Origin of the sequence: Actinocorallia sp. API 0066, assembly GCF_020991275.1 — a bacterium.
In the GTDB taxonomy this organism is placed as follows: domain Bacteria; phylum Actinomycetota; class Actinomycetes; order Streptosporangiales; family Streptosporangiaceae; genus Actinocorallia.
The window spans coordinates 100,323-126,741 of record NZ_JAJLQY010000003.1 but is presented as its reverse complement, the minus strand read 5'-3'; the positions used below and the strand labels follow the sequence as shown (position 1 = coordinate 126,741).

Sequence of the window (26,419 nt, the reverse complement as noted above, 5' to 3'; positions counted from 1 at the left end):
ACACGCGTCGCCACGGCGCCTTCGCCGTGGCCTCGCGCACCGCCCCGAGGAGGGACCCTTCCCATGAGCACCACCGTCTCCGCCGCCGTCACACCCTCCGCCGAGACCGCCGCCGTCGCGCTGGAGCGGCTACGGGAGTCCGTGCCGCTCGTCCAGTCGCTCACGAACATCGTGTCCGCGAACTTCCTCACCAACGTGCTGCTCGCGGCCGGAGCCACCAACGCCGTCATCGACAACCCGCACGAGGCGGCGTTCTTCGCCGGGATCGCTGGGGGCGTCCTCGTCAACCTCGGCACCCCGACCGACTTCCAGGCCGCCGCGTTCGAGGAGGCGGCGCGGACCGCGCACGAGAAGGGCACCCCGTGGGTGCTCGACCCCGTCGGCGTCGGCGGGCTGCCCTGGCGCACCGGCCTCGCCGCCGCACTGCTCGCGCACCGGCCGACCGCGATCCGCGGCAACGGCTCGGAGATCGCCGCCGTCGCCGGGCTCGGCGGCGACACCCGCGGCGTGGACAGCGCCGCCGACGCCGCCGACGCGGTGCCCGCCGCGCTCGCCCTCCTCGACGTCGCCGGTGCCGTCTCGGCGTCCGGGCCGGTGGACTACGTCGCGGGGCGGGTGGACGGCGTCCCGCAGGTGGTGCGGGTGCTCGGCGGGAGCGCGCTGCTGCCGCGCGTCACCGCGACCGGCTGCTCGCTCGGCGCGCTGTCGGCGGCCTACCTCGCCGTGACGGACCCGTTCACCGGGCTCGTCGCCGCGCACGCGCACTTCGCCGTCGCGTCCGAGCGGGCCGAGGGCGGCGCGGCCGGGCCCGGCACCTTTGTGCCCGCCTTCCTTGACGCGCTCGCCTCGGTCACGCCGGACGACCTGCGCAAGTCCGCGAGGATCGAGCCGGTGGCCGCGTGAGCGTCAAGACGTTCTGGTACCTGAGCGCGGCGGACGGCGACTATCCGTGGAGTCCGGACGGTCTGTACCCGTTTGATTCGGCCCGGTATGTGAACCTTGCCCGGACCATCGATCAGGGCGGCTTTGAAGGCGCGCTTGTCGCCACGTGGCCGAACGACCCGTTTGTGTCGGCCTCCGTCGCTGCCGCGCACACGACGTCCATGAAGTTCCTCGTCGCGGTGTACGCCCGGATGATCCCGGCCCGGCTGCTCGCCGAGAAGGCGCTGACGTTCGACGCGTTCAGCGGCGGGCGGCTGCTCATCAACTCCGTGAATGGGCGTGACAACATCCTCACCAGGTACGGGATGGACACCGCGCACGACGAGCGGTACGAACTGGGCCGCGACTACTGGACGGAGTTCCGCCGCCGGTACCGGGAGGGCGCCGACTCCAACTTCCCCAACACGCCGCTGCGGATCGAGCCGACGAGCCCCGGAGGTGTTCCGGTGTGGGGCGCGGGCGACTCCGACGCCGGGCTCGCGAACTCCGGCCAGGTCCTCGACGCCTACCTGACGATGATGCGGCATCCGGAGTTCCTCAACGAGAAATTCGGAACCGCGCGGGCGTCCGCCGAGGCGGCGGGGCGGCGGCTCACCGAGTTGGGGGCGCTCGCCGGGGTGATCGTCCGGCCCACCGAGGCCGAGGCGCTCGACCGGCTCGCGTCGCTGTTCGAACGGGCGGGCGTCGAACGGATCACCGAGGTGCTCGACCAGGCCGTCCGCCGCCGCACCCACGGCGCCCAGGACCTGCGGACGTTCACCGCGCGCGACCCGCTCCGCCAGAAGTGGGTCGACACGCTCCTGGCCGGGCAACTCCCGCACCCGCGCGAACTGAAGATCGGCGACAACCTGTACGCGGGCGTCACCGCGTGGTCGCCCCTGGACATCTTCAGCACGGGCTCGTCAGCCGTCTACCTCGTCGGCACACCCGACGGCCTGGCCTCGACCGTCGCGGACCTACGCGCCCGGACCGGCCTGACCGCCCTCATCCTCGCCGGATGGCCGCTCACCTCGGAAGCCGCCCTCGTCGCGGAGCACCTGATCCCCAGGTTCGCCGCCCTGCCCTGACGCCCCCGACGCGGCCAGGGCCCGGGCGGCCCGGCCTTCCCCGCCTCGTCCGGCCGGACGGCGGCGGGGACGGGCGCGGTCGGCCGTCACCGGGGCGTGAGGCGCACGACGGGGTACTGACGCTCGGACTTGCTCTGGTACTTGCCGTACCGGGGCTGGGCCGCCGTGATCCGCGCCCACGCCCGCTCCCGCTCCGGCCCGTCGAGCACCTCCGGCGTCACCGGCACGGCCGCCTCACCGGGCAGCTCGATCGAGGCCCGCTCGGGGTGCGCCATCAGGTTGGCGTGCCAGTCCGGATGCCGCGAGCCGCCGCCCGAGGCGACGACAAGCCGCGCGTCGCCCTCGTCGGCGAACCAGGCGAGCGGCGTCTCCCGAGCCTCCTCACTCCGCCGCCCGACCGTGTTCAGAATGAGCACGTCCATCCCCATGAACGAGCCCTTCCCACCCCGAACCTTCCGGCTCATCCGGGCGTTCATCTTCCGCTGCATCCACCGCGAGAACCCTCCGGGCGTCCCAGCCGCCCTCTTGCCACCCTGCTCCTGCCGCACCATCCCGCCACCTCCGTTTCCGTCGTACGGGGCCCTTCCCCATAACCCCCACGCTAGGCCCACCCCACCCCCCGCCGCTTCTCGATTCCTGACCAACTCCGCGCCCCCCGTCCGGCCCCTGCCGGTTCAGGCTTTGCGGGCCTTGGCGAGGCGGGCGGCCAGGGTGGGGATGCCCCAGGACTTCTCCTGGGCTCGGGTGGCTCGGTGGAGTTTGTTGGTGAGTTGGTGGGGGTCCTTGGTGAGGTCGTAGTACTCGCGGAAGACGACTCGGCCGGAGCCGACGGGTTTGCCTACGGCGTTGGTGTGGAGGGCGTAGTACTCGGTGTACTGCTTGGTCTCGGTGACGTAGGAGGCCCACGAGTGGGGTGGGCGGGGGTCGCCGCCCTGCTTCCAGAACTCGATGAGGAGGTGGTCGCGCTTGTGCCCGCGGAGGAGGGAGATGCCGTCCTGGGGTGTGGGCGGGTCGATCCCGGCGGCGTCCAGGACGGTCGCGGAGACGTCGATGTTGGCGACGAGCCTGCGGTCCTTCGTGCCGGAGCCGAAGCCGCCGGCGGGCCACGAGAGGAAGAACGGGACCTCGATGGCCGGACGGTAGGGGACCGACTTCCGCGTCCAGCCGTGGTCGGCCCACAGGAAGCCGTTGTCGCCGAGGAAGATGACGAGCGTGTTGTCGAGCTGGCCGGTGGCCTTCAGCTCGTCCCGGAGCGCCTGGACGGCGTCGTCGACGGACAGGAGGGTGCGGAGTTGGTCGCGTCGGATGGCTCGGCCTCGGGGGAGCGCCGCGTGGACGTCACGAAGGTAGGGCGGTTTGTCGCTCTTGTCCCGCTCGGTGACGGACGGGCGGCCCGCCCAGCCCGGTACCGGTGTGTTCCGGTACTTCTTCTCCGGGGTGAAGGGCGCATGCGCGGCATAGGGGGCGACGTACGCGAACCAGGGACGCGGGTCGGTCGTGCCGCGCCGGATGAAGCCGCGCGCGAAGTCACGGATCCGGTGCGTCGTGTAGCCCGGGAGCTTCGCGACCTTTCCGTTGTGGTTGAACCTGCCGTCCACGTAGCCGACCGGGCTGAGCAGCGCGAAGTCCTCAAAGTGCGCGGGCGGGCTGGCGATGCGCCATTCGTTCAGGTACTTGCCGAACATGCCGGTCCGGTACCCGGCGTCCTTGAGGTGCCGTTGGAACGTGGTGTCCTGGTCCAGGCGGAGTTTCTGGTAGTTGTCGCGGACGCCGTGGTTGTGCGCGTACCTGCCGGAGAAGATGGACGACCTGGACGGCGCGCACAGCGGCGTCGTCGTGTGCCCGTTGGTGAACTCGACGCCGCCGTCGACGAGCCAGCGCCGCGTCTTGCGCAGCGCCCACGCGAGGTGTTTCGGCTGGTCGTCGGTGACGATCACCAGGATGTTCGGCCGGGCCGGACGCGGCGCGGCGTGCACGACGGGCGCGACCTCCGCGACGTCGGGGGCGGGCCGCTCGTCCCCGGCACAGCCCGCGACGGCGGCCGCCGCGCCCGCCAGGAACCCGCGCCTGCCCAGCCGTCCTCGCGGAGCCACGCCGCCACCTCTTCCGTTCCCGGGCGGCGGGGGTGTCGGGGGAGCCGCCCGTAAAAACATACTTTTCAGGTATGAATTACGTCAATACGGGGTGGTGGCGTGTGGTTCAGGCGTGGCTGCCGACGGTGACGGGCCCCAGGGTGAGCGTCGGGACGCCCTCCAGGATCTCGCCGAGCCTCTCGGTCTGCGCGACGAGCTCGTCATGCCGCGCCGGGGTGAGTGGCGTGAACGGCTCCACCGTGACGGCGATCCGCCTGCCGGACCTGCGCTGGTGCCACAGGCCCGCCGCGACGCCGTCCACGAGCAGCACCTGGAAGTTCCCCCGCGCGGCCCGCCCCGCGACGCCCGGATACAGCAGTGACAGAGGCTGGTTCCCGACCCGGTAGGCGTACCCGTCGAAGTAGGGGAGAAGGCGGACCCCGGTAGGTTCCGCCTCGGGCACGTCGACGTCCCCCGCGACGACCCAGGCCGCCTCCCCTTCGACGAGCACCTTCTCCAGCCCGTCTCCGAGCGACGCGAACAGCTCCTTCGCCCACGTCACGCCGACTCCCGTCCAGTGCGCGAACCGCTGCGGCGTGGACGGCCCGTACGCGTGCAGGTAGCTCCGGACAAGCCAGGGCAGCGCCTCATCGGCCGCGACCGGGACGAACCCCTCCACCCACCGCTCCGGATGGGTGAACGCCACCTTTCTCCCCTTGTTCGGGGCAAAACACAACGCCCCGCGCATCCCCGCCAGATGCATCACCTGCCGCCATCGGGGCCACTTCCCCTGAAACGCCTCCATCACGGGATCTCCCGCCCAGGCCCCGGTCCGCCTGACGACCTCCTCCGTCAACTCGTCGACCGTCAGCTCCGCTTCGCTCAGGGCCTCCCCGACCGCCCCCAGCACGTCACCGATCTGCCCCTCCGACATCAGCACCTCGGGCGGCAACCCGCCGAGCCCCGTGAACGGCAGCGCCGACAGCGCCCCCACCCACAGCCCGAGCTCCTCCGCCGCCACCACATGCACCGTCCCCCGCACCCCGTACGTCTTCACCAGGCTCCGCTCCCCCCAGAGCCCCTCCCGCACGTCCCCCCGAGTCCCGCCGGGCGTCCGCATCGCGATCCCCACCTCCGCCGCCGACATGACCTGCCCGTGCACCCCCGCCACCGCCGAAGCCACCTCACCCACGCCCGCCTTCCCCACGCCCACCAACCCATGCCGCACCAACCGCCGCCGACACACCCCGTCCCACGAGATCTCCACAACGCCGCTCATCCCGGTCTCCTCCTCGGCCGTTCCCCGGAAGGGCACCCACCGGGGCCCCTCCACAACGCCTCAACCCTAGAACCCAACGAGGACGCTTTCCGTCCGCATGGTCGATGGTCGCTGAGTGCCGCGTCGCGGAGGTGGCCCCGGCCGGGGTGGCGTCCCGGTCGGTCAGAGGTGCCAGTCCGGAACGTCCACGGTGATGAGGCGGGCGCCGCCGACGATGGTGCCGTCCTCGGTGTGGCGGACGATGTCGAAGGTGTGCACCTCGCCGGGTTCGCCCCGAGAGGTGACGGTGAGGGCGACGGGCACACGCTGGCCGGGTTCGACGCGCACGGTGCCGGATTCGAAGGCGCCCTCGGCGGTGCGCAACACAAAGTCGGCGCGCCGGTCCGCCCGGCGGAGCGACACCTGGTCCGGCACGCCCAGGAGGACGAGGCGGCCGCCCTCGGCCAGCCAGGTCCGCTCGCGCGGCTCACGCAGGCAGGCCGGATTCTGGGGCGGCGGTTTCGGCGCGCCTTCCACGAGGTCCACAAAATGCGTGGCGAGCAGGTGTTCCTGTTCGACATCGCTGAGCGGCGCGTCACCGTCGACCTCCCAGGCCCGGACACCGAACGTCGCGGGCTCCGGACCGGGATTGGTCAGCCGGAACACCATCGGCCGGAACTGAGGCCCGTTCCGGACGACGGTGATGTTCTTCCACCCGTGGTGCCTGTTTTTCATCACGTCGAGTGTGCCGCTGCTGAGCCGGCCCCCCTCGGGCGGCGGCGCCTCCTCGGTGGGGACGAACTCGACGTAGACGTTCGCGCCTACGCACACGTGCCCATGGTCTGGGTCGGGCCCGTTGATGAGGTCGGCGGCCTTGGGCGTCCAGGGGATCGCGACAGTGCCGGGCCCAGCCTTCGACACCGCCGTGGAAACGGTCTTCGTCCGCCCGTTCGGGCCGCCGGAACTCGACAGCGCCGTGTCCGGCCCGATGTGGCCGGGGGTGTAGTCGCAGACCCACGTCTGCACTTTCACCTGGGTGCGCGGCGTCGTGCTCGTGCTGTTCACCTGCACCATGATCGAGGTGGGTACACCGACCTTCGCGTATGGCAGGGTGTCGCCCTCGTCGTCGGCGAGCCAGATCGAAGGCGACGCCCAGAAGACCGCGCCGCCAGGGATCGCGCTGCTCCCGTCGTCGGACGCGTCGTACTTGATGTAGAGGTCCCCGGGAACCTTGCTCATCTCGTTCCTCCCATGACGGCAGGTGGTCAGGACGGTAGGTAGGTGATCTGGAAGCAGGTCAGTTCGACGGTCGACGCGGCGTCCGAACCCTCGAATTCCGCGGTGATGAAGTAGCGGAACTGCTCGTTGCGGACGGTGATGCCGTCGTTGTGGCGTTCCGCCCTGTCGAAGGCTCCGGCCATCGGAAGCACTTCCAGGAGCGGTTCGGGAGACGAGGCGGGTGCCAGGCCCTGCCTGCGCAGGCAGATCGACAGCGCCCCCTGCTGCTTGCGCCCGCACACGCGCAGCGCCTGGATCACCGCCCCCTGCGGCAGCGTGACGGGCATCATGCCGCTCGCCGCTTCGCCGTCCGTCCTGATCGCCCCGCCGTAAGTGTGGTTCCAGGGGTCGGTGAGCGTGGTCAGGGTCGGGGTGAGGGTGAGGTTCACCGGTTGCGGGGTGGGGGTGGTGCCCAGGGCTGCGACGGCCTTGCTGATTCTGTGGAACTCCTCCTCGATCGCGCGGAAGCGGCTGTTGAAGCCGTTGTCGCCTGCCGCGCGTACCTTGTCGACGTTGTCCACCCAGTCGGTGTGCTGGAACTCGGGTGTGTATCCGGCGGTCATCGTGGTGTCCTCTCCGTCTCCGGGTCGGTGTCGAGCCCGAACGTCCAGGCGGGCCGCCGTGGGCCGTGGGCACGGAAGTCGGGGTAGGTGTAGGGCGGGTAGGGGTCGAGCAGCCCGGCCCGCAGTTCCAGGACGTGCGCCCGGATCGCGCGGGTGTCGATCTCGACGCCGATCGGGCACAGGTGGTGGAGCACGTTCATCACCAGGTCGTACTGCTCCTTGGTGAGGACGGGAGGGCCGTCGTCGGCGAGGAGCACCGCCTCGGACAGCGCCACCCGCATCGTGTACGGGGGCGGCGCGTCGGGCCGCCGCCACACGGCCTGGACCCGGACGGTCCCGGCCCGCAGCCCGAGCACCGAGGTACGCGGCCGGGTCGTCCCGGAAAGCCGGGCTTCGGCCCCGCCGGTGAGCCGCACCGACCAGACGAGCCGTTCCCCGAGCCCGGTGCCCAGCGGCCAGGACGCGAGCTGCGATCCGCCCGCCGCGTCCAGGATGGCGACGGTGTCCGCGACGTCCCCGGCCGCGACGACGTGACAGCGCGCGTCGTCGGCGGCCCCCGCGACGGCCCCCGGCAGCGAAAGCGACGCGGGCGGCCCCGGCGCGCCGTCCGCCCGCCGCAGGTGCACCCGCCCCCGCTCCGCGTCCACGACGTACAGGACGGCCCCGGACGGCGCGAGCGCCACGTCGGTCGGCCGCGATCCCACGTCCGTGAACGTCGCCGCCACGGACGCGGTGGCGAGATCCACGACCTGGAGCGACGGCGCCCCAGGCACGGTGACGTAAGCGCGGCCCGTCCCCACCGCGAGCCCGCCCGGCGTCCCGTCCAGGGCGACGACCTGCCCTGAGGTGAACGCCGGGAGCGTCACACCGTGCAGGTCGCCCGCCTCCGTCGCGACCCACAGCCGGGCGCCGCCGGGCGCGCACCGCAGCGCGACGACGGGCGAGCCGAGCGCGAGCACACGCCGCACCGTCCCCGCGACGGGATCGACCTCGGCGACCTCCCCCGACCGCAGGCCCGCGTAGGCGCGGCTCCCGTCCGGGTGGTACGCGACGGCGGCGGGCGCGGCGGGCAGCGCGATCCGCCCGGCCACCGCCCGGTCCGCCGTGGTGACGACGGTGAGGGTGGTGTCCCCGGTGTCCGCGACGAGCAGCCGCGACCCGTCCGGCGCGGCGGCCACCGCGCCCGGCGCGAGCCCGACCTTGACGCACGCCTCGACCACCCCCGTCTCCGGGTCGACCGCCGAGACGCTGCCCGTGCCGCCGTTCACCGTCCAGACGAGCCCGGCCGCGAGCGCCAGCCCGCACGGCGCGGCACGGGCGACCCGCAGCCCGGCGGTGCCCCCCTCGGCGACGGTCGCCGGACCCTCGATCGGGCAGGCGGATCCCGGCTCCTGGGTGAGCACCACCTCCGACCCCGTGTTGACGACATGGCTGACCCCCGCCGCGTGCGCCAGCGCCCCCAGCCGCGCGAGCGACGCCGCCGACGTGCCGCGCCCCAGCGTCACGGTCAGCCCCGCGCCCGCCGCCCCGGTATCGTCCGGCTTCCAGGCGGACCTGAGCAGGGGCCGTCCCGTGGGCAGCAGCGGCACAAGGGCGGCGAGCCGGGCGGCGAGCGCCGGGTGGACGCGCCGGGTCTGCGGCCCCGCCCCGGTCGGGCGGTCGAACCGCGACGGCGCGTCGACAAGGTGGACGGGATGGAAGGCCGGGTCGTCGTGCCCCGGAACGTCCGCGCCGAGGCGCCCCGACGCCGCGATCGCCGCGCCCGCCGGGAGTTCGGCGAGCCCGATCCGCAGGCGGCGGGACGCGGTGAACACCCGGCCGCGATGCCGCACCCGCACCGCGACGACGAGGCTCCCCGGCCGCTCCGCCCGCAGCAGGATGTCCTGTGAGGCCCGGCCCCCGACGAACTCGGCGCCGCCCGCGCCGCACGGCACCACCGACCAGTGCACGGCGGCGCCGGGCGGCGGCGCCGGATCGAGCCGCAGCCCGACGGTCTGCCCGGCCAGCAGGTCGAAGCCGTGCTCGGCCGTCGCGTCGTCGTCGGGACCGTCGATGATCTCGACGGTCCCGGTGCCGCGCACCGCCGCGTACACCTCACCCGGCCGGTGCGCGACAAAGCCAAAACCGGCCCGTATCGCCCGCGCCGCGAGCACGTCGGGCGCCAGCCCCGGATGGCTGAGCACGAGGGCGCGCCCGACGGCACGCAGATCCGGAGCCGCCGGGTCGAACCCGGCGAGGACCCGCGCCGTGCCGGTGACGCCGTCGGCCGCGAGCTGCTCGAGCAGCGCGCGCAGCGCCGCACGGGTGCCCACCCGCATGCGCCGAGAACCGGACGCGAAGTCCGCGGGCAGCGCACCGCCGTCCACGAGCAGCTCCGCCGCGAACCCGGGGTCCTCGGCGGGCGGCCCGAGCACGTCGGCCTCGCGGAGCCCGCGCCGCCCCGTGTCGTCGAGCGTGCCGCCGACGGGCACCGCGACGGGCAGCACGGTCAGCAGGTGCGACGCGTGGACGAGCGTCGCGTCGCCGTCCTCCACCACGAACGGGTCGGTGACTTTCCCGAGCTTGCAGACCGCGTCGTTGAGCGCGTCCTGTATCCCCTGCCTTGTCGGCAGCGCCCAGCGCTGGAAGATGCGCAGCCGCCGCCGGTACCCGTCGTCGGACTCGCCGAGCACCGGGTGGAACGCGGTGCGGGCGACCGACGAGAGCCGCACCTCGTCGATCGTCCCGGCGAAGGTGTGCGCGGCGGTCGTGCCCGTCCGGCCGATCCGCACCGGCTCCGTGTTGCTGAGCGCCCCGGCCAGTTCGGGGGAAGGCGGCACGGCGTCGAGCGGCGCGAGGGCGACGACCTCGCCGTCGACGACGAGCCGTACCTGGCGCGCCGCCCGGTCCACCACTCCGGCGAGATGCGTAAAACGCGCGGTGGACAGGGAGCGGTCGGCGAACAGGTCGCGTGCCGCCGTCCCGTCCCCGACCCGGAACCGAACATTCCTGGCGATACCCCGCCCGAACCCGCCGACGCTCAACGCCCACCCCGGCAGCGTCGCGTCCGCCGGATCGGCGTGCTTGGACAGCACCGCGCCCTCGCCCGTCGCCGCGTCGGGTTTGACGAAGCACTCGACGGTCAGGCTCGCGGCCGCGCCGGTGGACAGCGCGGCGTCGTGCCCGATCGTGATCTCGGCGTCCGGCGCGGCGAACCGCGTCCCCGTCCCGAACCGCCCGGGGACCCCGGCCCGCACCCCACCCGTCGCCGTCCCCGTATGCCCGGTGCCCGCCGCCGTGTACAGGGGCCAGGCGTCATGGACGGGCGCGCCCGGCGCGTCGGAGAGGTGGTAGAGCGCGACGGTCCCGTCCTCCTGCCCGTAGGGGCGCGCCGGGAACCGGGGAACGCCGAGGTCGGCGCCGATCCGGTCGAGCGTCGCCCCGGCCGTCCGCTCGCCGATCCGGGGCAGCGTCCTGACGTCGTCAAGGCACTGGTCGAGGACGTCGTGCTCCGCGCCGACCACCCACAGCAGCCGGGCGAGGTTGCCCAGCAGCGCGGTGACCCGCCACAGATCCGCGACCTGGCCTTCGACGGGCGGCGGGGCGGCACGCACCGTGCGTAGCAGCGCGCCCGACGGCGGCACAAAGCAGAACGAAGCGCCCGCGACCGTCCCCGCCGGAACGGACACCTCGACGGTGCCGTCCCGCTCGCCGCCGTCCGCCGCCGGGACGGCGTAGCCGAACGTCAACGTGGTCGGCTCCGGCACGTCGGCGAGCGCCCGCACGACGAACGCGGGCTCGGGCACGACGCCGAACCGGGCGCGGTGCTCGGCGAAGTCGCCCCCGACCAGCACGGCGCCCCCCGGCCCCGCGCCCGTGGACGGCGCCAGCACCAGGTCGAGGAGGTCGGCGCCCCGGCTGAAGGGGGCGGTGACGTCACCTGCCATCCGCGCGAACGACGCCGTCATCGGCCCGCCGCTTCCAGGTCGAGCAGCGTGGAGTCCACGCTGAACACGGCGATCTCCGTCGGCCCCATCGTGAGGTTCTCGCCCGGCCCCGCCTCGACCGCCTCGCCCGCGTAGGCGACCTGCCCGAGGGTGATCCTGCCGAACGCGGGCGGGCACCGCCGCAGCCGCAGGTCCTGGACGTCGCTGACGCCCGGCTGTTCGGCGAGCAGCCGCATGACCCCGCTGAACAGCACGTCGCGGCCCAGCACCGGCCCGCCGATCTCGGCGGCGAGCCGCTCGGCCAGCACCCCGACGAGCACCTGGGCGTCGTAGCCCGGCTGGATGACGAGCCGGGCCCGCACCCCCACCTCGACGTGGTCGGCCTCGACGACCTGGGGGTGGACGCCCACCGGGCGCACCGCGTCGATGGCCGCGGTGACCCGCTCGAACACGCCGGGCACGGTGCCCGGCGGCTCGGTCCGCCACGGGTTGGTGAACTCGTGCGCGACGACCACGCCGAAGAAGTAGGGCTCGCCGATCCGCCGTTCCGCGCTGAACAGGAGCTGGTCGAAGGGGAACGCGCCGAAGTAGCCCTGGGCGACGTCGACGCCGCCGAGCGGGTCGGACAGCAGCACGTCGAGCACGCCGGGCACGGCGAGGACCGCGGCGCGCACCGCGTCGGGCGTCCACAGCGTCCGTGGGCGGCCGAGGAGACGGCTCCGGTACCGCTCGTCGTCCTCCTTGTCGGCCCCGCCGGTGAACGGCTTGTGGTGGCTCACCGTGAAGGAGGTCGGCGGGAGCGCCCCGAGGTAGCGCCGCTGGTAGTCCGGGTCGACGGACGTCACGGTGTGGGCGGGGACGTCGCCGTCCGGGCCGGGGGCGGCGGCGCGCGCCCCGACGGTGGCGCTGTCGGCGTCCGCGCTGAGCCGTACCGTCCCGGTCGTGTGGAAGGCGGGGCCGGGCACGGACGACACCAGGACCGTTCCCTCCGGAAGCACGTAGATCCGCTTCGGCTGCGGGTTCTCGACGCTGATCGTCACCCGGCCCGTCGCCCACAGGTGCGGGCGGGCGTGTCCGAGGTCCTCGCCGAGCCGGTCGAGGTCGGCGCCGGTCGCCGACGACGGGAACCGCGCGTAGTAGACGTCCTCAAGGCGCCGCCACAGCCTTGCGTCCTCCGCGGCGGCCACGTGCAGGATCTTCGTCAGCGCGCTGGTGGGCGACAGGTCGATGTCGTCGCCGAACGCGGCACGGGCCCGCGCCCGCGCCTCGCGGAAGAGGGTGGCGAAGTCCTTGCGGACGAACCCCTGGGCGGTCACCCCGAACTCGGCCACGTCACACCTCCACCTCGAACGCGAGGGCGTGCTCCGCGCCGTCCGCGCCGAGCACGGTGACCTCGGCCCGCCAGAGGCGCCGTCCGCCGCCGGGCACCGCCAGCACGGTGACGTCGCGGATCTCCCGGACGCGCGGGTCGGCGCCGAGCGCGCGCACGAGGCCGAGCCGCAGCAGGTCGCGCGCCTCGCGGGCGCCGACGGCCCCGGTGAACACGGCGGCGGCGTCGAAGCCGCAGGTGGTGGCGTACCTGTCGCTGCCGAGCGGGGTCAGGACGCGCAGTGTGAGCGCCTGCGCGAGGTTGGCGGGCCCGGCGACCTCGGCGAGGCGGCCGCCGTCGAGGACGAGGTCGCCGTCGCGCAGCGCGAGGCCGCGGCCGAGGCCGGTCGGTGTCGCCATGGGTCCTCCTCGTGGACGGGTTCGGGCGGGGGTCAGTGGGCGCGCAACGTCGCCTGCCCGGGGGACAGCACCACGAGGACGCCGGGCGGGACGCCGTTCGTCACGCCGCGCACGGTGTCCAGGAGGACGGGGCGGCCGCCCGCGAAGAGCGTCGCCGAGGCGCCGCCGAGTACCGAGACGACAGCCCAACACTTGGCTGTCACGCCCGCGCTGTCAGGGGTGGCGCACCCGCTGATCGGACGGCCGTCGAGGTCGCCGGCGACGAGCACGGGCGCGCCGCCCGCGCGGAGCGCGCCCTGTCCGGCGCCGACGCCGACGGTGCCGCCGTGCCCGCAGCCGATCGAGGCGTTGGCGTTGAGGACGTGCGGCATCAGGCCACCTCCACGGGAGCGCCGCTGAGCTTGATCTTTCCGTCGCCGAGCGTGAGGGACGCCGTCCCGCCGCGCAGCGTGATGGTTCCGGCTCCGGCGTCGATGGTCACGCCGCCGTCGGGCGCGACGGTGACGGTGGTGCCGCTCGCGTGCTCGATGACGAGCCTGCCGTCGAGGTCGTCCGGGACGGTAGGCCGCTCGCCGACCTCCGGCAGCAGCCTGTCCCCGATGGCGACGCGCAGCCCCTTGACCTGCACGACCCGTCGGCCTCGGGCGTCGGTGAGGTCGTTGACGCCCTTGCCGGTGGGCAGGCCCGTGGCGTCGAGCCCGGTCGGCAGGCAGAGCCACCAGTCGCCCGGCCTGTTCTTCGGCGGGGTGGACGCGGGCTTCTCCGGCCAGAGGAACCCGGTGACGACGGCGTCGTTGACCAGGCCCCGGTTGTGCGCGAGGACGGCGCGCATGCCGGGCAGCACCGGGACCATCAGCCCGCAGTTGTGGAAGGCGAACGGCGACGCCATCGGCCTGGCGCGCAGCAGGGGCTCGCGGTCCACCTCGGTCTCGACGCTCGGCGCGACGACGTCGGCGGCGGGGGACTGCCCGTAGCGCAGGTCGGCCAGGTGCCCGCCGGTGCGGCCGTCCCGGTACCGCGCGACCTCGCCGACGTCGATCGCGGGATGCTCGGTCCTGACGGATTCGGCGAGGTCGCGGAAACGCCGGGCGAGCCCGTCGGCGCCGCTCGTGCGGACCGCCCTGCGGCCCGGCTCCGCGACCACGAGCGTCACGTCGCAGGTGTACCCGTGGCGGCCGAACACGTGGACGGCCCGCTCGACGCGGAGCGTGCCGGGCGGCGCGTCCCGGCCGTCCGCGGGCTCCAGGACGGCCGGGAGCCCCGGCCGGATGGCGGGGTCGCCGAGCACGGTCAGCTCCACGCTCGTGCGCGCCGCGTCCGCCTTCCCGGCCGGGCCCACCCCGGCGAGCGCCGCGACGGCGCCCGCAGCGGCGCCGAGCGGGTCGTCGGCGCCGGTGTCGGGCGGGCGCGGGACGAGGTCCTCCGGGTCCTCCTGGACGTGGGTGAGGGTGACGATGTTGTCCGTGGCGGTGAACCGCAGCGGTGTTCCGGTGCCGACGGCGGTGCCGACGCGGATCGTGCCGTCGCCGATGACGAGCGGCGCTTTTGCGAAGTCGGCGACCTGCCGGAGCGCCTCAAGCCCGTCGCCCGCGCGCAGGGTGAAGCACTCGGCCTCGGGCAGCCCGGCCGCCGCGACGGCGAGGGCGTCCCCGGCGCCGCTCGCCGCCTTGGCGATCGCCTTGACGGCGGCGGTGAGCGGCCCGTCGGCGTGGCTCGCCCGTATCGCCGTCCGCAGCAGTTGGAAGCCGGCGGCCTCCATGCCCCGCAGGTCGGTGAGCAGCTCGCCGGATTCGCTCACGCGGGTGCGGATCGAGGTGACGACGCCCCGGACCACCGGGGCCGACCTGCCGTCCGGGTCGTCGAAGTAGCCGAGGCTGAGCACCACGGACAGCGGCTTCCCGCCCGCGAGCGCGGCCGCGTGCCGTGACCGCAGCGTCTCCACGACGTCGGCGGGCAGGCTGGTGAAGGTGATCGAGAACGTGCTGGCCGCCGCGCCGCTCACCAGGTCGATCCTGATCTCGGCGTCGAGCACGTACTCGCCGCCGAACACGTCGTTGGAGACCCGCAGCGGCAGCAGCCCGCCGAACGCGGCCTTCTCGATCCGCGCCTGGAACCAGATCACAAAGCCCATCGCGCCGCCACCCCCGCCACGACCTCGGATCCGAAGGCGCCCGCCGCGCCCAGGTTGCGCGGGTCGACGACCATCGACACCGCGACGAACTCCAGCTCGGCCGCCTCGTACGTGAGCCCCGGTACGAGCTTGCGGCGCAGCACGACACGGGGCGGCCCCGGCGTCTCGCGCGTCACCGTTGCGACCATGAAGGCGCCGGGCTCGGGCAGCACGAGCTTGCGTCCCGTCGCCAGCGTCTCCTCCTCGACGACGGTCACCGTGAGCGCGACGGTGTAGACGGCGGTGCCGAGGGAGAGCCGGAACGCCTGCGGGAAGCCGTCGTCGGCCTGCACGGGCAGCCGCAGGAACCGGGACAGGTCGACCTCCACCGCGCTCACCCGCCCAGCGGCGCGGTCGCGGCGCGCGGCACGGCGGCGGCGGGCGGGGTCGGCCCGGACAGCGCGGTGGCCGCCGCGAGCGCGAGGTCGGCCGCCTCGCCGAGCGCCGCCGTGATGCTCGACCGGGGGACGTGCCGGAGCGTGACGCTCGCCTCCAGCGCCTCCCGCTGGGTCGCCGACTGGGCGAACCGCAGGTCGGTGATCTGCATGTCGAGGCTCACGGTCAGGCCGGACACCACGGGGATCCCGGCGACGGCGAGCAGCGGCGCCGTCGCGGCGACCACCGTCCGGGAGACCAGCGCCAGCGCCTCCAACTGCTTCTTCACCAGCAGCCGACCCGGTCCGGGCAGCACCGCCTCGACGGTGATGGTCTTCGCCGTCGGGGCGATCGCCTGCGAGAAGCGGCTGCCCGCGATCCGCTCGATCTGGTAGCCCTCGGTGATGCTGAGCCGCTGCACGTACAGCAGCGGCACCGGGCCGATCAGCACCGGTGTGTTCGCCATCCGTCCTCCTTCGCCGGATCCCGCGCACGGTCATCGCGCTCACCGCCCGTAGACGCGCAGGTTGCCCGCCTTGAGCCACTCCCGGAACGCGGCCTTCGCGACGCCGGGATCCTGCCCCGCCCCGGCCAGCTCGGCGGTCAGCGCGGGCGTGTCGAAGAGCCGGAGCATGCGCTCCCCGAGCTGGGGAAGCTCGGCTTCCACGCTCGGGTGGTAGAGGTACATGAGGTCCCGGTAGCCGGTCGCGGCGTGCGCGGACAGGTCCTCGACGAGCTGCCGCTCGACGAAGGAGGCGGCCCCGCTCAGGAGACGGCCGCCGGGCACCGCGCTCGCGATGTCGTCGACCAGCACCAGCAGTTCGGCCCGGTGGGCGGCGGGCAGGTCGAGGATCTCCTGCCACCGGAACGGGGCGTTCTCGGTGAGCCGGGCGACGTGGTCGAGGCCGGACAGCTCGCGGTCGGAGAGCCGTCCGAGCCATGCCGCGAACTCGTCGTGCCGGGCGAGCACCTCGGCGGCCTCGGTGGTACGGCCCTGCCCGCGCAGCTCGGCCGCCCTCCGCACGGCCTCTTCGTGTTCGCGGAGCAGCCGCCGCCGACCCGCCGCGCGCAGCCGGTCCCGCGCCGCCTCCGCCTCCCTGGAGATCCGCTGGGCCAGCTCGCCGAAGGCCGCCTTCTCGCCGCGCGCCAGCCGGTCGAGCAGCCGCTGGTAGCTCGCGGGGCCGCCGAGTTCGGCCCGCCACAGGTCGAGGCTGTGCAGCAGGACGTCCACGGTCTCCTGGCGGCCGCCGTGGCGGCGCAGCAGGGTGAGGTAGACGTCGCCGCCGGTCTCGACGACGAACGCCAACGAGCGCGGCCAGTACGCGAGCGCCTGCAGCGCCTCCGCGCCGAGGGCCGTCACCTGGTCGGGTCGCAGCGCGACGACGGCGCGTGACCACGCGCCGAGCCGCTCGGCCGGGACGGCGTCCACCAGCTCCGCCAGGGTCGGCCGGGCCCAGCCGGTGTCGAGCAGCCGCCGCAGCGCCGCCGCCATGTCCTCGGTGACACCGCCGACCGCCGCCGCCCTGCGCTCGAACCGCCGCGCGAGGGACAGCGCGTCCGCGAGCCGCCGCACCTCGGGCAGGACGTTCTTGGCGTGCGCCAGCTCCCGCAGCGCCTTGGCCTTCGCGCCCGCCGGGACGTCGAGGAGTTCGGCGAGCCGGACGAGCTCGGCGAGGTGCGCGGCCGGGAGCAGGCGCGCCGCCCGCGCCGCCGCGTTCAGGTCCCTGAGCATCGCGACCCTGGCCAGCGCGGCGACGAACCGGTCGAGCTGAGCGACCTTGCCCGCCTTCGCCGCAGTACCGCCGAGCCCGCGCGCCGCCGCCAGCACCTTCAGCAGCGCGGCGAGCCGTTCGCCCAGCTCGGCGGCCTTGAGCACGTCCTTGATCTCACCGATGCCGACGAACCAGCTGAGGATCTCGACGGCCAGCGCCGTCGCCAGCGTCCCGGCGAGGTCGCCGCTGACGTGCGCGCCGCCGCCCCGGTTCCCGTAGGGCGTGCCGAGTTCCTCGGCGTATTCGAGCCCGGCCATCGCGGTGCGGATCGCGGCGCCCGCCTGGTCGGCGATCAGCTTGAGCTCCGCCTCCGCCGCCGGGTCGGGCGGGACGCCGGTGGCCAGGCGGACGAGGAGCACGAACTCCGCGAGGTGCGCGACGCCCCTGATCAGCTCGGCCGGCGGGTGGGTGAACAGGTCGATGACGCCGTCGACCGTCGAGCGCACCCACAGGCTCAGCCCGTTGGCCGCGACGCGCGTCCGGCGCAGCACGTCCGGCGCCTGGGCGTCCTCCCCGGACGAGGGCAGGAGGCTGAGGTCGCGGAACAGCGCGCCGACGAACCGCGGGCTCATCGGACGGCGCGGACGGGTGCGGCCCAGGACGAGCAGCAGCTCGACGACCGAGCCGTCGAGCGTGGTGAACAGCCGCCCGTAGGCGCCGTTCTCCCGGAGGATCGCCGCCATCGCCTCCAGTTCGGCGCCGCTGCGCGCGGAGGCGACCAGCTCGACCATCGCCCGCTTCTGCCGGGCACTCGGCCACCGCAGCCCGGACAGCACGGTGAGGAACGCGGCGCGCCGCTCCCAGGGCAGCGCCGCGAATATGTCGCGGTCCATGGCGACGATGTGCCTGAGCATCACGTCGTCGGCGGTGCCCGGCTCCGCGCCGGTGCCCTCCGCCGTCAGCAGGGACTCGGCGACGCGGGCCGTGACGGCCGGGTCGAGCCGCTCGGCGCGCGGCGTGCGCGCGACCTCGCGGCGCAGCGCCGCCGGGCCCCAGCGCGCGCGGGGGGCGAGGTCGACGGCGTAGTGGCCGTCGCCGGTCGCGACGGCGACGACGCTGAGACCCTTGAGCGGCTGCACCCTGCCCTGGCCGACCCGCAGCCCTGGCGTACCGTCCCCGCCGGGGTGCGTGGTGGCGGGGCCGCCGTCGCCGAACCGGTGGCTCAGCAGCGGCTCGGCCAGCGGCACCATGACGAACCGTTCGGCGGCGTGCGGGTCGAGCCGTTCCAGGACGGCGAACCCGTGCGCCCGGTAGAGCACCCGGCCCCAGGCCAGCGCGCGGGCCAGCGACGGCGACGCCACATGGGCACCGTCGCCCGTCATGACCCAGGTGTTCGCGATGAGCCTGATGACCGGCTTCGCGGGGAAGTCCGACCTGACGATCACGTCGCCGAGCGGCAGCCGCTCCCCGTCGGCGACCGCCCCCGGCGCCGACAGGATCGGCACCGCCACCGGGGCGCCCCCGCCGTCGTATCCGGGCATGACCCACCGGGAGCCCGCCGCGTCGGGGCCCCAGGACACGCCGCCGCCGTCGGGCCCGCGCCCGGCGGCGGCCCGCGCGAGGCTCGCGGGGCCGTCCGGCCCGAGCGCGCGCCGCACCCCGGCGGCGACGGCCGCCAGGACGGCCCGCCGGGTCGCCGCGTCGCCGCGCCCGGTCCAGCCGACGAGGACCGGCTCGGGTGCCCCGGCCGTGCTCATTCGGCCTCCCCGGGGCCCGGCCGCAGGCCGAACCGCACCTGGACGGTCTCCCGGTCGCTGTTCGGGTTGTGCAGCTCGAAGGTGAGGTTGTCGGCGTCCAGGGCGCGGCGGTGGTTCTCGCCCAGCGCCTTCTCCAGGTTGTGGTCGAGGCTGACGCGCCGCTCCTGGAGGGACAGGTCGGCGGCCTTCGGCAGGCCGGTGCCGGGCGGCGGGTCGACGACGACGAGGAGCGGCGCCACCGGCCGCTTCCGCCCGCTCTGGGCCGGGAACTCGAAGCCCGCCCGCCTGAGGAAGTCCTCGATCTCGCCGCCGTCGCGCGCCAGGAGCCAGAACCTGTCGCGCACCCTGTCGTAGAGGTCGACCATCTCCTGCCGGGTGGCGTGCTCCAGCGAACGGTCGCCGACCACCCTCCGGCGCGCCTCCGCCCACACCTCGTTCAGCGGCGTCTGGTCGATCCGCCGCCCGATGACCCGCCGCACCCGCTGGAGCGCCGCGCGTCCGGTCTCGCCGGGCTGGCGCGGGAGGTGCTCGATGTCGGTCCTCGTGCGCTTGGTGGTGGGCACCGAGGTGTCCGAGATGTGGGGCTTTTTGCCGCCCCGCACGACAGGCCGGGCCGCCCGCGACTCGGCGGCCCCGACCAGCTCGGCCGCCTCGTCGGCGGACGCGAACAGGTCGGCGGCCTCCTGCCCTGGACGTCCCGCGTGGCCGCCGAGCGCGCTTTCCGCCGCGCCCGCGCGCAGCTCGTCCACGGTCGCCCGGTCGGTCAGGCCCATGTCGTCGAAGAGGCCGCCGAGTTCCGTCAGGCGCTTGGCGTCGCGCATTGGCCTGCCCGCCCTGACGTCGCGGGCCGCCGATTCCAGCACCCGCGCCCCCGCCGTGCCGGGCCGGACCCGCGTGAGGGCCCGGTAGGCGACCTCGGCCTCGCGCGTCGAAAGCCCGTAGTCGCGGCTCAGCGTGGCGACGGTGACGACGGCGCGTCCCGCCTTGAACACCTTGGCCGCGGCGGGCAGCAGCACCGCGGCGGCGAGCACGGCCCGGTCCACGGTGCTCAGCCGGTTGCCGAACAGGTCGTACCCGAGCGCCGCCTCACCCGCCGCGACGATCGAGCCGACGACGGGGATGAGGCCGACGCCTACCTCGATCGCGATCTGCCACGCCGGGATGTCCACCCGGATCTCGTAGGACTCGGTCTCCGGATACGCCCGCGCGGCGAGAAGGGCGCGGTACTCGGCGGGGTGCGCGGCGAGCCAGGTCTGGAAGTCGGCGGCCACGCTCGTCGTGGCGAAGTCGGGGCGGTGCGCGGCGGCGACGGCGTCGCGCAGGAACGCGTTGGCGATGAGGTCGCGCACGGCGCTCTCCCGCGCCGACTGCCACACCAGGTAGCCGGTGCTCCGCTCACGGTCCTCGACCCGGTAGGGGTCGCGCGGCCGCGCCAGCTGGACCCGCAGGAACTCCAGGGTCGCGTCCAGCTTGCGTCGCGCGGCCTCCCAGCGCGCCTGGGCGGCGGTGTCGTCGGCCGTCCGCCGCTCCCGGCGGAACCGCGCGGCCACCTCGGTCGTGACGTCGGCCTTCAGCCTGGCCAGCGACAGGCGGGTCCAGACCGTCGCCGGGTCCTCCTTGGTGAGCGCGTCGTCGGTCCGCGCGCCGAGCCAGGCGAGGTAGTCGGCGAGCGTCCCGGCGAGCCTGAGCCGTTCGGCGGGCGCGGCCGCCGTCGCGGCGTGCCGCATGGTGGTCGCCAGCGCGAGGAACCCGCGGCGCGGCGACTCGGGCGGCGCCTGCGCCTCGGGCGCCCCGCCCGGACGCGCCCGAGCCGTCCGCTCCCGGAGGGTTGAGGCGTACCAGAGCAGGCCGCGCGTCGGGCCGTGCCACGGCGCGTACAGCGGCCCGCGCGCCGCGACGGCGACCTTCACGTACGGGTCGGTGAGGACCTTCGCGTCGGTGTAGGCGCGGGCGATGAGGTCGGGCAGCCGCGCGGGCCGCAGGCCGGTGGCCTCGACGACCCGGTCGAGCAGCGGCAGGGCGAGCCCGCCGGAGCCGAGCGTGTGGTCGCCGCAGACGTCCCGCTGCCGCGCCGTACCGAGGAACACCTCGACGCTGACGGTGTCGCCCGGCATCAGGTAGCCCTCGTGCGGGTCGATGCGGCTCCGCAGCTCGGTGAGGTCGCGGTGGGCGTCGGCGGGCGCCTCCCGGCCCAGCACCGCGAGGCGGCCGGTGAGCCGCAGCGCCTGCACGGCCCGCATCAGGTCGACCGGGGCGAGGCCCAGCAGGATCCGCAACGCCTCCCTGGCCTCGGCGTCGGTGACCGCCCAGTCGAGGATCCCGGTGCTGAGCAGCTCGGTGACACGGCGCACCGCGGCCTGCCGCGCCGCGTCGGTCCCGGCGGCGGTCGCGCCCGCGCCGTCACGCCGCACCAGCGGGACCCGCACCTGCCGGGCCGGGCCCTGATGGGACGTGATCGAGTAGCCGCCGTCCCCGGTCGTGTCGAAGCCCGCCTCGTAGCGGGCCGCCGCGTCGGCGGTCCCGGCGGTCGCCGCCGTGGTGCCGGGGCGCGCGGCCAGGGCCTGCCCGGCCTGCGCGGCGCGGCGGGCGACGAGCAGCGCCACCGCGTCCTCAAGACGGGCGAGGTCCGTGGCGGTGGGCAGGCCGACCAGGCGGATCCGGATCGGCACCCGCACCTCGACGTCGGGCATCCCGGTCACCGTCCGCCCTGCCGCCGCAGCGCCACGTCGAGTTCGGCGAAGACATGCCGTGCGACGGCTTCGAGGTGCGTGTCCGACAGTTCGCCGACCACCTCGACCTCCACCGGCAGGTTCCAGACCACGCGGGGCGCCCCGGCCGCGCCGTCCGGCGGGCCGAACAGCGCCTGGCCGCCCGGCGCGGGCACCACGTACTCGCCCTCGTGCACGAGCGCGATCCCGGTGCGTTCGACCCGGCCGCCGACGTCGAACGCGGGCATCACAAAGAGGCCCTCGCCCTCGTCGTCGCGGGTGTCGTCGGGCGTCATGCCTCGACCCCCGGGCTCAGCGACATGCAGGTGAAGCTCGCGCTTGGCGCGCCGTCGATGACGACGTTGCTGGGATTCACCGACGTGATGACGCACCGGGCGAACTTGAGCGCCTTGAAAGCCCAGTCGGTGCCCTGCTTCTCCGCGACCGTGATCTCGAACTCCTTGCCGTTCACCGCGAGCGCGGTGAGGTCGGCGACGACCGTGCCGATCGCCTGCACCGTCATGGTGAACGTGAACGTCTGCGGCTGGCGCACGTAGCCGACGTTGTCCTCGTCGATGGAGTGCAGGACCAGGTGCGGGACGTTGAAGGTGGGTGTGAACTGGGAGATCGGCGAGACGACGGTGGTGCCGAGGCGGATCTCCAGCCGGGTGTTCCAGTCGGGCATGGCCGCTCCTAGGCGAAGGTGAGCTTCAGTGCGATGCGGTGGATGGCGCCCGCGTAGTCCACGGTCACCAGGATCTGGATGATCCGCTCGACCTGCGCGCGCTGGACGATGTCGTGCTGCGCCGGGGTGAGTGCCGTGGGGTCGCCGTCCAGGAGGGTGAGGACGGGGATGTCGATCGTGTACCCCTCGATCACCCCGTCGCGGACCAGCGGCTCAAGCGCGGACTCCAGTTGCACGGTGAGCGCGCGCAGCCCGCTCCGGCTGACCCGGATGTCGCCGACGGCCCTGATCAGCCGCGCCTTCAGCCGGAAGGAGAGATCGTCCACGGTGCGCTGCACGTCGATGAACTTCTTGCCGCCGGGGTCACCGGTGTAGCCCTCACCGAGGTGGATGCCGCCGCCGGGGATGAGCGTCGGATCGACGAGCCAGTTGATCCCCTTGCCTTTTGGGGGGTCGCCCCAGTTCTCGGTGTCGTTGAGCTGGTCGATCTGGAGGGACGTGAACGGCGCGCTGGTGATGGCCACCCGCTTGAGCAGCATCGAGACGTGCGGGGGATACCCGGCGACGGTTCCGGCGACGGCCGCCGCGGCGTCCTCGTCACTGTTGTGCGCGATGTAGATCATGCGGTCGCTCACCAGCTTCCCCTGGACCACCGCCGGGTTGGCGGAGCCCTTGGCCAGCATCGCGACGCCCATCCGCTCCTTGCCGTCGCCGCCGTTGTTCGAGATCTCGGTGACGTGCGCCGCGAGCTGCCCGATCGCACCGGTGGCCTCGCCGGACGCCGTGGTGAGCGGCGTGCCGGCGAGGACGACGAACTGCACGTCGAGCGCGCCGACCTCGGCGAGCGCGTTGCTCGGATTGGTCACCGATCTGTCCGTGTCGCCCACGGTCTTGACCGCCCAGACCTGGCCCGGCCCGGGGGTCTGGACGAACAGGGTCGCCAGCGCCGCCGTCAGCGCCGAGTTGGGCACCGTCTTCTTTGGGTCCTGTGGGTCCGGCACCCGCGCCGGTCCGAACAGCTCGGCGGCGTGTTCGGAGTTCGCGACCGGTACCGGCACGTCGTCGGTTCCCGACGTCGCGGCGCCGATCACCGCGACGTTCCCCGTCGCGCGCACGGCCTCGGGGGCCAGGGCCATCGTGGAACTGACGTTGATGTACCGGACGGCCATCGCTCTCCCCTTCGTCTCCTGGTGTGTTCGGACCGGCGCGCTCGGGCGGGCTAGGGCGGGATCGGGATCGCGAGCACGTCCTGGGCCGCGAAGAACCCGAGCAGGTCCGCCTCGGTGAACCCGCTCGCGGTGACGGCGTCCGACGGGAAGGCGAGCACCGGGGCCAGCGGGGCGGCGGCCTCCAGCTCGCCGACCTCGCGGGGGTAGGCGACGTCCCGCTCGACGAGGTCGCGGACGATCCTGGCGGCGCGCAGCGCCCCGGTGACGTCGAGGGAGTCGCGGACGAGCAGCCCGATCTCCATCCGGACGGTGCGCCGGTTGCCGGGGTCGGCCGGGTCGAACGGGGGCGGTTCGGCGAGCGTGATCTCGCCGAGGAGGTGGCTGGACCGCCTGACGTCCTCGACGGTCTCCAGCCCGTGCCGCGCCATGTACCCGGTCAGGTCGAAGTGCCGGAACCGGGCCTCGAACTCGGCGAGCGTCGTGACCTCGCCGAGGTCGCCGAGGTCGCCGAGCGTGAGCGACGCGACCTTCGCCGTGCGGGGCCGGAGCACGAGGGTGACGTCCAGGCTCGCGGACATGTCGACCCACTCGGGCGGCGTCCCGGTGTCGCGGCCCTCGTAGGCGACGTCGGTGCGGGCGTGGTCGGGCGTGGTGCGGGTCCGGGTGCCGGTGAGCGTCCGGCGCCGGAACAGGGGCCGCTGGAACCGGGTGCCCACGACCTCGACCGTCACGACGTCGGCGATGTCGGCGGCGGGCAGGCCGTACAGGGTGGCGGCCAGCCGTTGGATCCGCGCGGGGCGCTGCGGCCCCTGCGGGAACAGGAGGTCCCGGACGCCGTCGGGGGCGTGCAGGCGCAGCATCAGCGCGTCGGTGAACGCGCTCACCGGGTGCCGCCGTCACTTCTGGGCATGGCTCCGCCCTTCGTCGCCCTGAGGGTCCGCGCCGTGTCCGCGTCCCGTTGCACGGTAGGGCCGGGCCCATCACCGGGGCGTCACCGTGCCGTCACCGCCGCGCGGTCCGGTGCGCGCCGCGGGTCGCCGGGTTTTCAGATGGTGATCGGTGAGCACATTGCGGGACAGCGGGTCGTCTCCGGGTCTCGGGGCCGCCGCGGCAACGCACCATCCGAGGAGCTGAGGCGGAACCATGCCCCACGTGTCGCTGCCCCCACCCATGCTGCGGCTGCTCGGCCCGTTCCGGCTGGACGGCGTGGCGGGGGCGCGCGACGTCGCGGCGCCGGGGCGGCGCGTTCTCGCGTTCCTCGCGCTCCACGGGTGTGCCGCGCGGAGCGTCGTGGCGGGGACGCTGTGGCCGGAGTCCACCGACGAGCACGCGCACGGCAGCCTGCGCACCGCGCTGTGGCGGCTGCACCGGGACGCCGGGCCGCTCGTCGTCGGCGGCGAGACGCTGGCGCTGCGCGAGGGCCTGGCCGTGGACGCGCGGCTGCTCGCGGCGACGGCGCTGGCCGTCGTCGAGGCGGCCGAGGTGCGCGGTGACGAGCCGCGGCTGGACCTGCTGTTCGCGGGCGACCTGCTCCCCGGGTGGGACGACGACTGGGTGGTCTTCGAGCGGGAGCGGCTGCGGCAGTTGCGGCTGCACGCGCTGGAGACGTTCAGCGTCTGCCTGGCGCGGCGCGGGCGGTACTCGCTGGCGCTGAACGCGGCGCTCACCGGCGTCCGCGTCGAGCCGTTGCGGGAGAGCATGCACCGCGCCGTCGTGGCCGTCCACCTCGCGGAGCACAACACGGTGGAGGCGGTCCGGCACTACCGGGCCTACCGCCGTCTGGTGCGGGCGGAGTTGGGGATCGAGCCGTCGGGGGAGTTCACCGGGATGCTGCCTCCCGGCGTACTGCATATTCAGTAACAATGTGGGGCTATAGGGACGGGTGGGGTCAAAGTTCGCGTGAGGGTCAAGGTAAGGTAAGCCTAACTTAAGTCTCACGTATCACTTGGAGTGCCCCTATGTTCACCGCCGTACGGTCGCGCCCGCGGGCCGCGCTGGCCGCCCTGGTCACCGCGACCGCGCTGGCGCTCAGCGGGTGCTCGGCCGCCGAGCAGGACGACAAGGCGGACGGCCCGGCGGCCTCCGGCGACACGTTCCCCGTCACCATCACCAGCGCGCTCGGCGACGCCGTCATCGAGAAGGCGCCGCAGCGCGTCGTGACGTGGGGCTGGTCCGCCCAGGACGCGGTGCTCGCGCTCGGCGTCGTGCCGGTCGCGATGCCGAAGAACACCTACGGCGGCGACGCGGACGGCGTGCTGCCCTGGGCCGCCGCGAAGATCAAGGAGCTGGGCGGCGCCACCCCGGCCCTGCTCAGCGCCGACACCGCCGAGGTGCCGTTCGAGGAGATCGTCGAGGCGAGGCCGGACGTCATCCTCGCGCCCTACTCCGGGATCGTCCAGGACGACTTCGACAAGCTCCGCAAGATCGCCCCGGTCGTCGCCTACCCGGACAAGCCGTGGGCGCTGCCCTGGCAGGACCAGATCGAGATCATCGGCAAGGCGCTGGGCCGTACCGACCAGGCCAAGGAACTTCTCGACAGGACGACGGCCCACGTCAAGCGGCTCGCCGAGGCCAACCCCGTCCTCAAGGACAAGACGTTCGTCTACGGCTCCGCCAACGAGGCGGACCAGCTCAACATCTTCCGCGCCAGCGACCCGCGCGTGCAGTTGCTCGGCGACCTCGGTATGCAGGTCAGCCCCAGTGTCGCTGCGCTCGACGCCGACCCGAAGGCCGGCTCGTACTTCTACCCGACGAGCTACGAGAACGTCGAGAAGATCAACACCGACGTCCTGGTGATGTACTTCGGCTCCCAGGCGGAGGTCGACAAGTTCGTCGCCGACCCCGTCATCGCCGCGATGCCCGCGATCAAGGAGCAGCGGTTCGCGCCGATCGTCGGGGAGTCGTTCGTGATGGCCAGCAGCGCGCCGACCGTCCTGTCCATCCCGTGGATGCTCGACCAGTACGTCCCGCACCTTGCCGCGGCAGCCGAGAAGGCCGCCAAGTAACCGG

General features: G+C 74.2%; 22 protein-coding genes. 4 read left to right on the top strand and 18 right to left on the bottom strand.

Annotation, left to right across the window (positions count from 1 at the left end):
* The first annotated feature begins 63 nt into the window (after nucleotides 1–63).
* A complete protein-coding gene (gene thiM, locus LO762_RS08400) occupies nucleotides 64–903 on the top strand; it encodes a hydroxyethylthiazole kinase (RefSeq protein WP_230613794.1) in 840 nt (279 codons plus the stop codon).
* The gene (locus LO762_RS08395; protein ID WP_230613793.1) at nucleotides 900–2,009 is read left to right on the top strand and encodes an LLM class flavin-dependent oxidoreductase; all 1,110 of its coding nucleotides are present in this window, start codon (nucleotides 900–902) and stop codon (nucleotides 2,007–2,009) included. Before thiM ends, LO762_RS08395 begins: the two co-directional genes overlap by 4 nt.
* 86 nt (nucleotides 2,010–2,095) lie before the next feature.
* Here the strand turns inward: LO762_RS08395 and LO762_RS08390 are convergent, their stop codons facing one another.
* From LO762_RS08390 to LO762_RS08305, 18 genes are all read right to left on the bottom strand, one after another.
* Nucleotides 2,096–2,473, bottom strand: coding sequence for a nitroreductase family deazaflavin-dependent oxidoreductase (locus LO762_RS08390; RefSeq protein ID WP_255685209.1), 378 nt, complete (start codon nucleotides 2,471–2,473; stop codon nucleotides 2,096–2,098).
* Nucleotides 2,474–2,683: 210 nt separating this feature from the next.
* On the bottom strand, nucleotides 2,684–4,102 hold the full coding sequence (locus LO762_RS08385) for a sulfatase (protein ID WP_308103575.1): 1,419 nt from the start codon (nucleotides 4,100–4,102) through the stop codon (nucleotides 2,684–2,686).
* Nucleotides 4,103–4,208: 106 nt separating this feature from the next.
* Nucleotides 4,209–5,360: a winged helix DNA-binding domain-containing protein gene (locus LO762_RS08380; RefSeq protein ID WP_255685207.1), complete on the bottom strand. Its 1,152-nt coding sequence runs from the start codon at nucleotides 5,358–5,360 to the stop codon at nucleotides 4,209–4,211.
* A gap of 162 nt (nucleotides 5,361–5,522) precedes the next feature.
* On the bottom strand, nucleotides 5,523–6,578 hold the full coding sequence (locus tag LO762_RS08375) for a hypothetical protein (protein ID WP_230613791.1): 1,056 nt from the start codon (nucleotides 6,576–6,578) through the stop codon (nucleotides 5,523–5,525).
* Between the two features lie 26 nt (nucleotides 6,579–6,604).
* The gene (locus LO762_RS08370) at nucleotides 6,605–7,180 is read right to left on the bottom strand and encodes a hypothetical protein (RefSeq protein WP_230613790.1); all 576 of its coding nucleotides are present in this window, start codon (nucleotides 7,178–7,180) and stop codon (nucleotides 6,605–6,607) included.
* On the bottom strand, nucleotides 7,177–11,127 hold the full coding sequence (locus tag LO762_RS08365) for a LamG-like jellyroll fold domain-containing protein (RefSeq protein WP_230613789.1): 3,951 nt from the start codon (nucleotides 11,125–11,127) through the stop codon (nucleotides 7,177–7,179). The genes LO762_RS08370 and LO762_RS08365 overlap by 4 nt, the downstream gene beginning before the upstream one ends.
* Nucleotides 11,124–12,437 (bottom strand): baseplate J/gp47 family protein, encoded by a 1,314-nt coding sequence (locus LO762_RS08360; protein WP_230613788.1) that lies wholly within the window; start codon nucleotides 12,435–12,437, stop codon nucleotides 11,124–11,126. Before LO762_RS08360 ends, LO762_RS08365 begins: the two co-directional genes overlap by 4 nt.
* A 1-nt stretch (nucleotide 12,438) precedes the next feature.
* Nucleotides 12,439–12,834, bottom strand: a complete 396-nt coding sequence (locus LO762_RS08355; RefSeq protein ID WP_230613787.1) for a hypothetical protein — start codon at nucleotides 12,832–12,834, stop codon at nucleotides 12,439–12,441.
* 32 nt (nucleotides 12,835–12,866) lie between these two features.
* Entirely contained in the window at nucleotides 12,867–13,205 is a 339-nt protein-coding gene (locus LO762_RS08350) for a hypothetical protein (protein WP_230613786.1), read from the bottom strand.
* Nucleotides 13,205–14,965, bottom strand: a complete 1,761-nt coding sequence (locus LO762_RS08345; protein WP_230613785.1) for a hypothetical protein — start codon at nucleotides 14,963–14,965, stop codon at nucleotides 13,205–13,207. The genes LO762_RS08350 and LO762_RS08345 overlap by 1 nt, the downstream gene beginning before the upstream one ends.
* Nucleotides 14,953–15,342 carry a hypothetical protein gene (locus LO762_RS08340; protein ID WP_230613784.1) on the bottom strand — a complete coding sequence of 130 codons (390 nt, stop codon included), beginning with the start codon at nucleotides 15,340–15,342 and terminating at the stop codon, nucleotides 14,953–14,955. Before LO762_RS08340 ends, LO762_RS08345 begins: the two co-directional genes overlap by 13 nt.
* Entirely contained in the window at nucleotides 15,339–15,845 is a 507-nt protein-coding gene (locus LO762_RS08335) for a hypothetical protein (protein WP_230613782.1), read from the bottom strand. The genes LO762_RS08340 and LO762_RS08335 overlap by 4 nt, the downstream gene beginning before the upstream one ends.
* Nucleotides 15,846–15,884: 39 nt before the next feature.
* Nucleotides 15,885–18,848 carry a hypothetical protein gene (locus LO762_RS08330; RefSeq protein ID WP_230613780.1) on the bottom strand — a complete coding sequence of 988 codons (2,964 nt, stop codon included), beginning with the start codon at nucleotides 18,846–18,848 and terminating at the stop codon, nucleotides 15,885–15,887.
* Nucleotides 18,845–21,538, bottom strand: a complete 2,694-nt coding sequence (locus tag LO762_RS08325; RefSeq protein ID WP_230613778.1) for a pre-toxin TG domain-containing protein — start codon at nucleotides 21,536–21,538, stop codon at nucleotides 18,845–18,847. Before LO762_RS08325 ends, LO762_RS08330 begins: the two co-directional genes overlap by 4 nt.
* Before the next feature lie 5 nt (nucleotides 21,539–21,543).
* Nucleotides 21,544–21,852 carry a hypothetical protein gene (locus tag LO762_RS08320; RefSeq protein WP_230613777.1) on the bottom strand — a complete coding sequence of 103 codons (309 nt, stop codon included), beginning with the start codon at nucleotides 21,850–21,852 and terminating at the stop codon, nucleotides 21,544–21,546.
* Nucleotides 21,849–22,241 carry a hypothetical protein gene (locus tag LO762_RS08315; RefSeq protein WP_230613775.1) on the bottom strand — a complete coding sequence of 131 codons (393 nt, stop codon included), beginning with the start codon at nucleotides 22,239–22,241 and terminating at the stop codon, nucleotides 21,849–21,851. Before LO762_RS08315 ends, LO762_RS08320 begins: the two co-directional genes overlap by 4 nt.
* 8 nt (nucleotides 22,242–22,249) lie before the next feature.
* The gene (locus LO762_RS08310; RefSeq protein ID WP_230613773.1) at nucleotides 22,250–23,410 is read right to left on the bottom strand and encodes a hypothetical protein; all 1,161 of its coding nucleotides are present in this window, start codon (nucleotides 23,408–23,410) and stop codon (nucleotides 22,250–22,252) included.
* Nucleotides 23,411–23,460: 50 nt separating this feature from the next.
* Nucleotides 23,461–24,294 carry a hypothetical protein gene (locus LO762_RS08305; RefSeq protein WP_230613771.1) on the bottom strand — a complete coding sequence of 278 codons (834 nt, stop codon included), beginning with the start codon at nucleotides 24,292–24,294 and terminating at the stop codon, nucleotides 23,461–23,463.
* Between the two features lie 259 nt (nucleotides 24,295–24,553).
* Here LO762_RS08305 and LO762_RS08300 point away from each other — a divergent pair, with 259 nt between their 5' ends.
* Nucleotides 24,554–25,270, top strand: a complete 717-nt coding sequence (locus LO762_RS08300) for a BTAD domain-containing putative transcriptional regulator (RefSeq protein WP_230613769.1) — start codon at nucleotides 24,554–24,556, stop codon at nucleotides 25,268–25,270.
* A 98-nt stretch (nucleotides 25,271–25,368) separates the two neighbouring features.
* The gene (locus LO762_RS08295) at nucleotides 25,369–26,415 is read left to right on the top strand and encodes an iron-siderophore ABC transporter substrate-binding protein (protein WP_230613767.1); all 1,047 of its coding nucleotides are present in this window, start codon (nucleotides 25,369–25,371) and stop codon (nucleotides 26,413–26,415) included.
* Nucleotides 26,416–26,419 lie beyond the last annotated feature (4 nt).